11 protein-coding genes are annotated in these 12,985 nt (G+C 33.2%); 10 read left to right on the plus strand and 1 reads right to left on the minus strand.

The features are described from left to right. Window positions 1-50 precede the first annotated feature (50 nt). From BUE10_RS07990 to BUE10_RS08015, 6 genes are all read left to right on the plus strand, one after another. A complete protein-coding gene (locus BUE10_RS07990; protein WP_073483938.1) occupies window positions 51-1,106 on the plus strand; it encodes an aldose epimerase family protein in 1,056 nt (351 codons plus the stop codon). 17 nt (window positions 1,107-1,123) lie between these two features. Next, window positions 1,124-2,284: a galactokinase gene (gene galK, locus BUE10_RS07995; protein ID WP_073483940.1), complete on the plus strand. Its 1,161-nt coding sequence runs from the start codon at window positions 1,124-1,126 to the stop codon at window positions 2,282-2,284. 16 nt (window positions 2,285-2,300) lie between these two features. Beyond that, on the plus strand, window positions 2,301-3,362 hold the full coding sequence (locus BUE10_RS08000; RefSeq protein WP_073483942.1) for a UDP-glucose--hexose-1-phosphate uridylyltransferase: 1,062 nt from the start codon (window positions 2,301-2,303) through the stop codon (window positions 3,360-3,362). 248 nt (window positions 3,363-3,610) lie between these two features. Then, on the plus strand, window positions 3,611-5,314 hold the full coding sequence (locus tag BUE10_RS08005; protein WP_073483944.1) for a sodium/sugar symporter: 1,704 nt from the start codon (window positions 3,611-3,613) through the stop codon (window positions 5,312-5,314). 170 nt (window positions 5,315-5,484) lie between these two features. Then, entirely contained in the window at window positions 5,485-5,865 is a 381-nt protein-coding gene (locus tag BUE10_RS08010) for a hypothetical protein (protein WP_073483946.1), read from the plus strand. Between the two features lie 472 nt (window positions 5,866-6,337). Then, a complete protein-coding gene (locus BUE10_RS08015; protein WP_073483948.1) occupies window positions 6,338-6,943 on the plus strand; it encodes a hypothetical protein in 606 nt (201 codons plus the stop codon). Window positions 6,944-6,962: 19 nt separating this feature from the next. Here the strand turns inward: BUE10_RS08015 and BUE10_RS08020 are convergent, their stop codons facing one another. After that, the gene (locus BUE10_RS08020) at window positions 6,963-8,213 is read right to left on the minus strand and encodes an NAD(P)/FAD-dependent oxidoreductase (RefSeq protein ID WP_073483949.1); all 1,251 of its coding nucleotides are present in this window, start codon (window positions 8,211-8,213) and stop codon (window positions 6,963-6,965) included. Between the two features lie 101 nt (window positions 8,214-8,314). On the opposite strand from BUE10_RS08020, the gene hutH reads away from it, so the two are divergent. The 4 genes from hutH to fabG are packed head-to-tail and all read left to right on the plus strand — an operon-like array spanning window position 8,315 to window position 12,980. Then, window positions 8,315-9,835 (plus strand): flexirubin biosynthesis tyrosine ammonia-lyase FlxA, encoded by a 1,521-nt coding sequence (gene hutH / locus BUE10_RS08025; RefSeq protein ID WP_073483951.1) that lies wholly within the window; start codon window positions 8,315-8,317, stop codon window positions 9,833-9,835. 26 nt (window positions 9,836-9,861) lie between these two features. Beyond that, window positions 9,862-10,971 (plus strand): WG repeat-containing protein, encoded by a 1,110-nt coding sequence (locus BUE10_RS08030; protein ID WP_073483953.1) that lies wholly within the window; start codon window positions 9,862-9,864, stop codon window positions 10,969-10,971. A gap of 39 nt (window positions 10,972-11,010) precedes the next feature. Beyond that, a complete protein-coding gene (locus BUE10_RS08035) occupies window positions 11,011-12,237 on the plus strand; it encodes a WG repeat-containing protein (RefSeq protein WP_073483955.1) in 1,227 nt (408 codons plus the stop codon). An 11-nt stretch (window positions 12,238-12,248) separates the two neighbouring features. Beyond that, window positions 12,249-12,980 (plus strand): flexirubin biosynthesis SDR family reductase FlxB, encoded by a 732-nt coding sequence (fabG, locus tag BUE10_RS08040; protein WP_073483956.1) that lies wholly within the window; start codon window positions 12,249-12,251, stop codon window positions 12,978-12,980. Window positions 12,981-12,985: the final 5 nt, after the last annotated feature.

Consider the following 12,985-nt stretch of genomic DNA (forward strand, 5'->3'; position numbering starts at 1 on the left):
AAACTAAAGAAATGTTTCTATTTTTGAATTTCATTTTTGGCAAAATTTACATGGAAATAAAACATAAATCGCATTTAAAGGAAACTTATAATTCTAAATCCTTTGGTTTCACCCCAGATAATAACGAAATTCTTTCTTTAGAATTATCGAATAAAAATGGTATGAAGGTCGAGATTACAAATTATGGAGCGACTGTGACGTCATTACAAGTTCCTGTTTCAAACGGAAATCTTGTTGATGTGGTTTTGGGTTTTGATTCTGTTTCTTCTTATTTAGAATCTTATTTGCTGCCAAGTGCTCCTTATTTTGGAACAACCGTAGGACGTTATGCTGGAAGAATCAATAAAGGAACTTTTTCATTAAATGGAAAAACCTATGAATTGGCCAAAAATAATAATGGAAATTCCCTTCACGGCGGAAATAATGGTTTTGGAAGAAAAGTATGGAGTGTTACTAATCAAACTTTGGATGAAAATCCTTCGATAACTTTTAGTCTTATAAGTAAAGATTTAGATGAAAATTATCCAGGAGAATTACATGTTGATTTAACGTATACTTTGACAGAAGGCAATGAATTGAAATTAGATTATAAAGCGGTTTCGACAGAAGATACGGTTATAAATTTAACGCATCACAGTTATTTTAATCTGGACGGACACGATGGAAGTGTTTTAGATCAGACCGTTTTTATTGATGCTGAAAAAATAGTGGAGACAAACCACGAGAATATTCCAACCGGAAAATTTATAGATCTAACGAATCATGAGTTTGATTTTAGAACTGCGAAAAATTGCCCGGCTTCAATAGATAATTCTTTTGTGATTGAACAGACAAACAATGCTTCGGCGGTTTTATCAAGCTCTAAAAATAATTTAAAAATGAGTGTTTTTACGGATCAGCCAAGTGTACATATATATGTGGGCGGAAACTGTTTTGATATTTTAAAAGGAAAAAACGATGTGGTTTACCATAAAACAAGCGGAATTTGTTTTGAAACTCAAAATTTTCCAGACGCTCCAAACCAGTCTCATTTTCCAAATTCGGTTTTGAAAAAAGGCGAAGAATACAACCAGAAAACGGTTTACAAATTTGAAAACATAAACTAACTACCTATTACAATATAATGAGTGATATTTTAATACAAAATACGACTGCTTTTTTTGAGAAATCATTTGGCACTAAGCCAGATAAAGTGGTGCTTTCTCCGGGAAGAATTAATATTATCGGGGAACATATTGATTACAATGACGGTTTTGTTTTACCGGCTGCAATTGATAAAGTGATTTGTTTTGCTTTTGAAAAAAACAATTCAAAGAAATCAAAAGTAATCGCCATTGATTTAAATGAAGAATTTGAAATTGATTTAACTCAGGAAGTAAAACTGAGCGATGTTGTCTGGACAAATTACATTCGCGGTGTTATAAAACAATTGCAGGATAACGGATATTCGTTTGAAGGTTTCAACTGTGTTTTTAGCAGTAATATTCCGGTTGGTTCTGGTTTATCTTCTTCTGCGGCTTTAGAGTGCGGAACTTTATTCGGAATTAAACAGCTTTTTGATTTAAAAATTGAAAAAGTTGACATAGCATTATTAGGACAAAAAGCAGAACACTGGGTTGGAATTAACTGTGGAATTATGGATCAGTTTTCGAGCGTTCACGGTCTTGAAAATAAAGTTATAAAACTAGATTGCAACACGCTTGATTTTGAATATCACAATGCCGATTTTAAAGATTATTCATTGATTTTAATGGATAGTAACGTGAAGCATTCTCTTTTTACATCGGAATATAACACGCGAAGAATTGAGTGTGAACAAGGTTTAGCGATTATTAAAAATAATTTTCCTGAAGTAAAAAGTTTCAGGGATTGTTCTGAAGAACAGCTTTTAAGCATTCAGGATAAAATAAGTGAAACGGTTTTTAAAAGAGTTCATTTTGTTGTAAAAGAAATTAACCGTGTTATAAAAGCCTGCGAAGCGCTGGACAAAGGAGATATTGAACTTTTAGGACAATTGCTTTTTGAAACGCATTATGGTTTATCGCAGGAATATGAAGTAAGCTGTGCCGAGTTAGACATGCTTGTAGATACTGCAAAAGCAGATGATGCCATTATTGGTTCTCGCGTTATGGGAGGCGGTTTTGGAGGCTGTACCATAAATTTAATTAAAAAAGGACATGAAAATCAGGTAAAAAGTAAGTTTTCAAATCTTTATTTAGATACATTTGGGATTGAATTAAAATTTTATGATGTAAAAATCTCAAACGGAACAACATTACTTTAATACCACACACAACACAATGAAAAATTTTGACATTAACGAAGATCCTCACAGACGTTTTAATCCCTTAATTAATGAATGGGTTTTGGTTTCACCTCATCGTGCAAAACGTCCGTGGCAGGGACAAAATGAAACCATTTCGACAGAATCACTTCCTAAACACGATCCCGAATGCTATTTATGTCCGGGAAATGTTCGTGCAAACGGAGTTAGTAATCCGGCATACAAAAACAGTTTTGTTTTTGACAATGATTTTGCTGCTTTAAAACAGGATGAAATTATTTTTGAAGAAGATATTAAGCATACATTTTTTAAGGCAAAACCAGAACAGGGAATTTCGAGAGTGGTTTGTTTTTCTCCAAGACACGATCTTACACTTCCGGAAATGGAAGTTTCAGACATTGAAAATATTGTAAAAACCTGGCAGAAAGAATATACTGATTTAGGAAATATAAAATATATCAACCACGTTCAGATTTTTGAAAATAAAGGAAGTGTTATGGGCTGCAGCAACCCACACCCGCACGGACAGATCTGGGCGCAGTCTTCATTGCCAACTCAGGTTGAAAAAACACATAACAGTTTAAAATCGTATTTTGATAAAAACCACAGAACTTTATTAGAAGATTACGTTCAGGCCGAATTAAAAGTGGGAAGCCGTATTGTTATCGAAAACGAATATTTTGTGGCATTAGTTCCGTTTTGGGCAATTTGGCCTTACGAAACGATGATTGTAAGTAAAAGAGCCATTAGCAAAATCACTGATTTTACTGCTGAAGAAGTTTCGGCTTATGCCAAAATTTTAAAACAGTTAACCATCAAGTACGATAATTTATTCAATACTTCATTTCCGTATTCGTCTGGAATTCACCAGGCACCAACAGACGGTTTTGATCATCCTGAATGGCATTTCCACATGCATTTTTATCCGCCGCTGCTTCGTTCAGCAACTGTAAAAAAATTCATGGTTGGTTACGAAATGATGGGAGAATCTCAAAGAGATATTACTCCTGAGAAAAGCGCCGAAATTTTAAGACAACAAGCTGAAGTGCATTATAAAAATGCAGTAAAAATTGACTAAATTTTTACGCTAATAGTCTGTTATTTGAAAATTTAACAGAATTATTTATTTATAAATGTAAATAACACATTTAAAATGATTGTTATTAAAGTTTTTATTTTAAATTTGGCTTTCGTTCTTGTTTTGACAAAAAAATAACACAATAAAAACACATATTTCATTTTTAAACACATTAAACCACATAAATATTAATTTCAAATTTTAACTTAAACAATCACCTATACTAATTATCTAAAATACTATTAACAATGAACCAGAACCTCACTCTCGCAGATTATGCGGTTTTTATTATCTATTTTATCGTAGTATCTGTCTACGGTTACACCATTTATCGCAAACGTAAACAAGACGAGCATGATGCTAAAGCCTATTTTCTTGCAGAAGGAAACTTAACTTGGTGGGCAATTGGAGCTTCGTTAATTGCATCAAACATTTCAGCAGAACAATTCATCGGGATGAGTGGTGAAGGTTTCTTTTTAGGAATCGCCGTTGCTGCTTATGAATGGCTTGCTGCTGTTGCCTTAATTATTGTAGCCGTTTGGTTCATTCCAGTATATCTTAAAAATAAGATATATACTATGCCTCAATTCTTAAAAACACGTTATAATGAATCGACTGCGTTGATTATGGCTGTTTTCTGGTTGTTTTTATATGTATTTGTAAACTTAACTTCTATTTTATATTTAGGTGCAGTTGCTATTAACGGTCTTGCGGGAGGAGAATATCTTCACGTTATTATGATTGGTTTAGCGGTTTTTGCCTTATTTATTTCTCTTGGAGGAATGAAGGTTGTGGCTTATACAGATGTTATTCAGGTTGCCGTATTAATCATTGGTGGATTGGTAACTTCTTATATTGCTTTAGTAACTGTTGGAGAAAAGCTAGGAATAAGCGGCAGTGCAATTGAAGGTTTCAAAGTATTAATGACAGAAGCTCCGGAACATTTCAAAATGATTATTCCAAAACCTACAGCGACTTCATCTCAGCTTGAAATTGACAAATATTTGACTTTCCCAGGTTTGATGTCTTACCTTGCCGGTATCTGGATTATCAACTTAAATTACTGGGGTTGTAACCAATATATTACGCAAAGAGCTCTTGGTGCAGATTTACAAACAGCACGTACCGGAATTTTATTTGCAGGAATGCTAAAATTATTAATGCCTTTAATTGTAATGTTACCTGGAATTGCTGCGTATGTATTATATACAAACGGACAATTACCACAATTAGTTGGAGGAAAAGATGGAGCATATTCTGCTGTATTGACATTCTTGCCAACAGGTTTAAAAGGGCTTTCTGTTGCGGCTTTAACTGCTGCAATCGTAGCTTCATTGGCCGGAAAAGTAAATAGTATTTCGACAATCTATACTTTAGATATTCATAAAAAATATATTCAAAAAGAAGCTGGCGAAAAACAACAGGTAAATATTGGTAGAATTACAGTATTTGCTGCCATGCTTTTAGCTGTTTTATTTACATGGAAAGATACTTTAGGTATTGGAGGAGTTGGAGGATTTACTTATATCCAAAAATATACAGGATTTATCAGTCCTGGAGTTTTCGCAATGTTCTTCCTTGGTATGTTCTGGAAAAGAACTACAGGAACTGCAGCTATTGTTGGAGTAATTTTAGGATTTCTTTTATCGGTTTTATTCAACGAATATGCTCCGGCATTATTTGGACACGATACATTATTATATACGGCTTATCCTAACGGAAAACTTTATCCTGACGGAAGTCCAATTTTTGAAATTCCTTTCCACATTTGTATGGGATTATCATTTTTCTTTACGATGCTAGCTATGATTGGAATTAGTTTTGCAGGTCCTAAAGTAAATCCAAAAGCGTTTGAAATAGACTCTGAAATGTTTAAAGTAAAACCACAAACAACAGTTTTAATTGTAATTACATTACTGATTATCGTAGCATTGTACGTTAAATTCTGGTAATTTTTTAATAAGTAATTTTGAAGTGAAAAGGGATCCTGTATGGGATCCCTTTTTTATGTTTGTTTTTGATTAAATTAAAATTTTCATGGAATCTAATTTATTTTTTAAAATTTGTCTTTAGATTAAGTTAAACAAGAACCACTATTACAAAAAAGAAAAATTTGCTCTCTATGATAAAAAAAGAAAATGTACTTAAATTTCTAATTTTAGTGATTTTACTAACTGTGATGGCTTTTTGGGCAAATTATCTTTCAGGAAGTGAAGCTTTTTATAAAAGAGCACTTGAGAATAGTAAAGAAGAATCATATTCCGGTATTGTGCTTGAAAAATATATTGATTCATCACAACATTGTACGCCAATGCTTAAATTTACAAGTAGTTCAAGCAATGCTGTAGTAAACAGTTTTTGGGATGAAGTAGAAGTTGGAGACTCAATAGTAAAAGTTAAAGGTCAGTCCAGTATTTATTTGTATAAAAACAATCAGCTCAAACAAGTATTTGATTATAAAGTATATTATCAAAGTTTAATGGCACGGAAATCAAAAAATTAATACAAAATAGAAATAGTTATAACGCTCTTTATTCCGGGAAAAACATGAAGAATATTTTTTTAAAATTATCCACACAATTCTCCTGATTCTGGGAATAATTGCAATATTTTTTAGTGCCTATTTATGGATAGGAAGTGAAGAAAAATACATTCAATTAAAAAATGATTCATTATTCCTGCTATTTCTTAATCGGTTTATTCTTAACTCTATAGTTATATTCCTGTTTTTAATTACCGCTATTTTGATAAGCAAAATTCTTGGTAAAAAAATGCGTTTAGGGTTATCTTTAAAACAAGTTATTAAATTTGAAGCATTACTATTATTCTCTGCTTCAATTATTTTTATTTTAGTCAAAATCTTTCTGTTATAAGCAAAAGTAGATTTTATAGATGATTTTTATTTTAACAAGAAAAATATTTATACAAACATTTTAATTACTTTTAGCCCAGTAATTAACCAAAATAAATAAAAAATGAAAAAATTAATTTTTGCTTTATTTATTATTTCCGGAACCGCTTTTTCTCAGGACATGGAAGTAGTAAAAGGAAACTTTGATTTCTTAAAAGATCAAAAAGAAATCAATACAATATTTGATTATAGCAGCTTCACTATGATGAAAGAAAAAAAATCTGAAGCGCAATACATTAAAGAACACAAAGCCGATTTAGACGAAAAAGCAAAAGGAAACGGAAATCTTTGGGAAAAAAGATGGGTTGTTGCAAAAGATCAAATCTGGACACCAAAATTTTTAGAAATAGGAAATGTCGTACTAGCTAAAGCTGGTAAAGATTTAAATTTCCAGGAAGGATTAAATACTCCTTATACTTTAATTGTACAAACGGTATGGATTTATCCGGGCTGGGATGCAGGAATTATGAAACAACCTGCAAAAGTTACTACAAATCTTAAATTTGTTGAAACAGCAAACAAATCAAATGTTTTACTGGAAATTACAAGCGAAGAAGCTCCCGGAGATCAATGGGGAAGTAATTTTAGTAATGAAACAAGAATTGGAGAAGGATTCGCCAAAACTGCAAAATCGTTATCTAAGCTTTTATTGAAAAAAGCATTTAAATAAAACCAAAAAAAAGCCCTGATTATTCAGGGCTTTGTTCTTTTTGCATATTTAGTAAATACGCCATATTGGCTATAACGTGATCATGTTTCTTGACAAACGAATTCTCTTCGTTCCAAACATAACCAGCCAACACAGCACAAATTTTTTCTTTTACTTCAGGATTTTCCGGCTGATGGAAAAACAAAGTCTGAAGATTTCCGGTATACCATTCCTGTACATAAGTCGTGAATACCGAAATTCCGCGTTTCATATATTGCGTAAATTCAACTTCCCAGTCAACAGGAATTCCCTGTGATTCTTTTAAGTATAATTTTGCCGCCAGCATTCCAGACTCCGTTGCAAAAGCTACTCCAGATGAAAAAACAGGATCAAGAAATTCAGAACTGTTTCCTGTCAAAGCAAAACCGTCTCCATACATTCTTTTTACTGCTCTCGAATAATTTTCCAGTTTTACCGGTTCAAATAAAAATTCTGTTCCTTTAAATCTTTGAATATAATAATCTGATAGCTGAATAGCGTTTTTCAAAGCCTCGGCATTATCTTTATTTTCAGAAAGCGAATTGATAAAATCTGTTGGCCCAACAACACCTAAACTAGTATTTCCGTTAGAAAATGGAATTACCCAAAGCCAAACTTCAGTTTCTAAAATATCAAATGAAATCTGAGTTCCTTCCTCACCTTCTGGTCTGTTAATATCTTTTACGTGTGTAAAAATCGAAGAATGCGGATCTAATTTCGAAGGCGTATCTAAATCTAAAAGTCTTGGCAAAACACGTCCGTATCCGCTGGAATCGACAATAAATTTGGCATGGATTTCTTTTAAATTTCCGTCTTTATCTTTTACGATTGTTTTTGAATTTTTTCCTTCAAAAGAAACTTCTAAAACTTCCGTTTCAAATTCAAGGTCAACACCTTTACGAACCACTTCCTGCGCCATTGTGTTGTCAAAATCAGCTCTTGGAATCTGCCAGGTCCAATCCCAGCCTTCACCAAATTTCTTGCTGAAATCAAAAACACAAATCTCTTCGCCTCTAATAAAACGGGCTCCAAGTTTCTTTTCAAAGTTCATTGAATTAAGAGCATCAAATAATTCTGCCTCAGCAAAATGATCCATTACTCTCGGAATTAAGCTTTCGCCCACAACAAGTCTCGGAAACTTCTGTTTCTCAACAACTTTCACCTTAACATTGTTTTTATGAAGATACGATGCCGATACACATCCGGATGGTCCGGCGCCTATTACTAAAACATCTACAAACTCCTTTATCATAATAAAAATATTATCAATTATTAACCTACATTTGCCATCATCAAAATAACTACATTTATTTTGATAAATAAAATTAAATTAGCACAACCAAAAACGAGTTAATGAATACAATTAATGAATATTTAAGTTTAGCAGAGTTTGAAGCCATAATCTTTGGAAATCAAAAAGTTACAATTAGCGATGTAGTTCTAAACCGAGTAAACGAAAGCTTCAATTTCTTAAAAGAATTCTCTGGAAATAAAGTAATTTACGGCGTAAACACAGGCTTTGGCCCAATGGCGCAATACAGAATTAAAGAGTCTGATCAAATTCAGCTTCAATATAATTTAATCCGCAGCCACTCTTCTGGAACCGGAAAACCATTAAATGCAGCTTGTGCAAAAGCAGCAATTTTAGCTCGATTAAATACACTTTCATTAGGAAATTCTGGTGTTCATCCGTCAGTAATTCATTTAATGTCTGAACTTATCAATAGAGATATTACACCTTTAATCTTTGAACACGGTGGTGTTGGTGCCAGCGGTGACTTAGTACAATTATCACATTTAGCATTAGTTTTAATAGGCGAAGGCGAAGTTTTTTATAAAGGCGAAAGAAGACCAACTCCGGAAGTTTTTGAAATAGAAGGTTTAAAACCAATTCAGGTAGAAATTAGAGAAGGTTTAGCATTAATCAACGGAACTTCTGTAATGACAGGAATTGGCGTTGTAAATGTATATCACGCTAAAAAATTATTAGACTGGTCATTAAAATCTTCTTGTGCCATAAACGAATTGGTTCAGGCTTATGATGATCATTTCTCTGCAGAATTAAACCAAACAAAACGTCATAAAGGACAGCAGGAAATTGCTGCAAAAATGCGTCAGAATCTTTCAGACAGTACTTTAATCCGTAAAAGAGAAGACCATTTATATTCTGGTGAAAACACCGAAGAAATCTTCAAAGAAAAAGTTCAGGAATATTATTCATTAAGATGTGTTCCTCAAATTTTGGGGCCGGTTTTAGAGACTATTAATAATGTAGCTTCTATTTTAGAAGACGAATTTAACTCCGCAAACGACAATCCAATCATCGACGTAAAAAACAAACACGTTTATCACGGAGGAAATTTCCACGGAGATTACATTTCGCTGGAAATGGATAAACTAAAAATCGTTATTACAAAATTAACGATGTTGGCAGAACGTCAATTGAATTATTTATTGAATTCAAAAATCAACGAATTACTGCCTCCATTTGTGAATTTAGGAACATTAGGTTTCAATTTCGGGATGCAGGGAGTTCAGTTTACAGCAACTTCAACAACGGCCGAAAGTCAAATGCTTTCAAACCCAATGTACGTTCACAGTATTCCAAACAACAATGACAATCAGGATATTGTAAGTATGGGAACAAACGCTGCGGTAATTACCTCAAAAGTAATCGAAAATGCTTTTGAAGTATTGGCAATCGAAATGATTACTATCGTTCAGGCAATTGATTATTTAGGGCAAAAAGATAAAATTTCATCGGTTACCAAAAAATGGTACGATGATGTTCGAACTATAATTCCAACATTTAAGGAAGATCAGGTAATGTATCCATTTGTTCAAGGTGTAAAAGATTATTTGATCAACAATTAATTTTACTGGAATCATATTTAAAAAACATGAAGAAAATATTTTTTTTATTTCTAATAGCTTTTCAATTAGTTAATGCTCAAGAACTTGCTTTAGTTAAAAAAGACGGTAAATTTGGTCTTATTACAAAAGAAGGAACTTTTGCTGTTGAACCAAAATTTGACAGCGCAAGAGATTTTTCTGATGGATTAGCAGCCGTTAAACAAAATGGAAAATGGGGATATGTTGACAGTAAAGGAACTTTTGTAATTCCTGCAACTTTTGACAATGCCAGAGATTTCAACAGCGGAATCGCTGCTATAGAAAAAAAAGCCGTTTGGTATTACATCAACAAACAAGGTGAAATATTAAAGGGGAATCCGGAATCTGATAAATTATTTGATTTTCATTACGGAGCAGCTTTTTTTAGACAAAACAATAAAGTAGGGATTATCAATAATAAATTTGAAATTATTCTGGCTCCAAAATATGATGTGATCAGAGCTTTTTATAAAGGTTATGCAAGAGCTGCTGTAAATGGAAAATGGGGAATTGTTGATCCATCAGGAAAAGAAGTTGTTGAAGCCATTTATGATGAAGTTGGAGATTACTACAACAACACAACCTGGGCAAAAAAAGGAAAAGATTATGGACTGGTTCATAACGGACAATTTATTAAAATAGACGATGTAAGTGAATTTGGAACTTTTGGAACGCAAGATTTAATTGCTGCGAAAAAAGGAGCAAAATGGGGATTTGTAAATTTTGAAGGACAGTGGGTTCTTAAACCATTATTTGACAAAACAAAACCATTTTCTAATAATTTAGCACCCGTTTGCATGCGTGAAAAATGGGGTTATACCAATTTAGAAGGAGTATGTGTGGTACAACCCATGTTTTATGATGCAGAACCTTTTAGCGAAAGCGGACTTGCAGCTGTAAAAAAAGAATTCGGCTGGGGATTTATTAATGAAACAGGAGTAGTAGTTATTCCGGCAGATTATGATATTTCTGCAGCATTTGGAAGCTATATGCGTGAAGAAAAAGGATTCATCGGCGGATTAGCAAGAGTAAAACGCAACGGTAAATGGGGTTTTCTTAAACCAGATGGGAAGCTTTTGATTGAATGGTTTCAGAATGCTGAACTCTTTCAGGAATAAAAAAGCATTTTTATATTATTAATATTGAATCTTAAAATCATGAAAAAAACACTTATTTTTTTGTTGCTAGGTTGCATTCAATTTGTTAATAGTCAAGAACTAGCATTAGTTAAAAAGAATTCAAAAATTGGATATATTTCAAAAGATGGTTCTTTTAAAATCGAACCTCAATACAAATCTGCCAAAAGCTTTTCTGAAGGTTTAGCCGCTGTCGAAGACAACGGAAAATGGGGTTTTATTGACACCAAAGGAAGCTGGGTAATTCCGGCATCTTTTAATAATGCTAAAGATTTTAACAGCGGAATTGCAGTTGTACAAAAAGATAAGGACTGGGTTTATATTAATGCAAAAGGTGAAATTTTAAAAGCGCCCGCTACCGAAAAAATATTCGATTTTAATAACGGCGTTGCTTTTATAAGACAAGGAAACAAAGTTGGATTAATCAATTCAAAACTGACCGTAATTTTAGAACCGAAATACGACCAAATCAAACCTTTTGAAAATGGTTTTGCAAGAGTCGAACTAAATAAAAACTGGGGAATTATAAATACTTCCGGAAAAGAATTAGTTGAACCAGCTTATGCAGAGATTGGAAATTATTTTAAAGGCACAACCTGGGCAAGAAAAGATAAAACTTTCGGACTTGTAAGCGGGGGAAAATTTATTCCGGTTGATGGTGCCGAAAAAATATGGGATTTTGAAACTCAGGATTTAACGTATGCCAAAAAGAACGGAAAGATTGGTTTTATTGATTTAAACGGAAATTGGGTAATCCTGCCTATATATGATAAAGGAAAAGCATTCTCAAAAAATTTAGCTCCGGTTTTAGTTGGAAAAAAATGGGGTTACATCAATTTAAAAGGAACATTTGTAATTGAACCAACGTACAGCGATGCAGAAGTTTTCAGCACAAATGGTTTAGCTCCTGTAAAAGAAAGCAACTGGGGATTTATTAATGAAGCCGGAAAACTGGTAATTCCAACTCAATACGGAATCACTTCAAACGGATTCGTTATTGCGCTTTTCGTACAGCAGGACAAAGGGTTTATTGATGGCCTTGCCAGAGTAAAAAACGAAGGGAAATGGGGTTTTTTAAGACCCGACGGAACTGTATTAGGAAACCAATGGTTTGAAAATGCTGAATTGTTTTCACAAACAGCAGAAAGAGAAAAAAAGGAAATAAGTGTAGCTGCTGAGAGTCCAAAAGCTGAAACAAAAACACCAGCAAAACCAGTTAGCAAACCAGTAACTAAGAAAAAGAAATAAAATCGACATAAATGAAATGTGTATTAGTAACAGGCGGTTCAAGAGGAATTGGCAGTGCTATTTGTAAAAAATTAGCCGTTGAATCCAATTATCATATTCTGATCAATTATCATTCAAACAAAACCGCTGCCGAAGAAACACTTCAGGAAATACAAAAATTAGGCGCAACAGGAGAAATTTTAGGTTTTGATGTTGCAAATTTTGAACAAGTACAAACTGTTTTAACGCAATGGCAGGAATCAAATCCTGAAGCTATTGTTGAGGCTATTGTAAACAATGCCGGAATTACAAAAGATGGTCTTTTTATGTGGATGACTCCCGAAGACTGGAACGGAGTTGTAAACACAAGTTTAAACGGATTTTTTAATGTGACGCAGTTTTTTATTCAAAAAATGCTTCGCAATAAATATGGCCGAATTGTAAATATGGTTTCTGTTTCTGGAGTAAAAGGTACAGCTGGACAAACCAATTATTCGGCTGCAAAAGGAGCAATTGTCGCAGCTACAAAAGCATTAGCACAAGAAGTTGCAAAACGTAATATAACGGTAAATGCTGTTGCACCCGGTTTTATTAGAACCGATATGACAAGTGCGCTTGACAAAAAAGAATTATTAAAACTGATTCCGGTAAATCGTTTTGGCGAAGCCGAAGAAGTGGCAGATTTGGTAAGCTTTTTGATTTCAAAAAAATCGAGTTATATTACCGGAGAAATTATTAATATAAACGGAGGAATATATTCTTAAGAATA

The organism is Flavobacterium sp. CF108, assembly GCF_900129795.1.
Taxonomy (GTDB): Bacteria; Bacteroidota; Bacteroidia; order Flavobacteriales; family Flavobacteriaceae; genus Flavobacterium.

Excerpts from the sequence above, each read along its gene's own strand:
- BUE10_RS07990 (WP_073483938.1), top strand. The coding sequence starts at position 51 with ATGGAAATAAAACATAAATCGCATTTAAAGGAAACTTATAATTCTAAA.
- galK (WP_073483940.1), top strand. The coding sequence starts at position 1,124 with ATGAGTGATATTTTAATACAAAATACGACTGCTTTTTTTGAGAAATCA.
- BUE10_RS08000 (WP_073483942.1), top strand. The coding sequence starts at position 2,301 with ATGAAAAATTTTGACATTAACGAAGATCCTCACAGACGTTTTAATCCC.
- BUE10_RS08005 (WP_073483944.1), top strand. The coding sequence starts at position 3,611 with ATGAACCAGAACCTCACTCTCGCAGATTATGCGGTTTTTATTATCTAT.
- BUE10_RS08010 (WP_073483946.1), top strand. The coding sequence starts at position 5,485 with ATGATAAAAAAAGAAAATGTACTTAAATTTCTAATTTTAGTGATTTTA.
- BUE10_RS08015 (WP_073483948.1), top strand. The coding sequence starts at position 6,338 with ATGAAAAAATTAATTTTTGCTTTATTTATTATTTCCGGAACCGCTTTT.
- BUE10_RS08020 (WP_073483949.1), bottom strand. The coding sequence starts at position 8,213 with ATGATAAAGGAGTTTGTAGATGTTTTAGTAATAGGCGCCGGACCATCC.
- hutH (WP_073483951.1), top strand. The coding sequence starts at position 8,315 with ATGAATACAATTAATGAATATTTAAGTTTAGCAGAGTTTGAAGCCATA.
- BUE10_RS08030 (WP_073483953.1), top strand. The coding sequence starts at position 9,862 with ATGAAGAAAATATTTTTTTTATTTCTAATAGCTTTTCAATTAGTTAAT.
- BUE10_RS08035 (WP_073483955.1), top strand. The coding sequence starts at position 11,011 with ATGAAAAAAACACTTATTTTTTTGTTGCTAGGTTGCATTCAATTTGTT.
- fabG (WP_073483956.1), top strand. The coding sequence starts at position 12,249 with ATGAAATGTGTATTAGTAACAGGCGGTTCAAGAGGAATTGGCAGTGCT.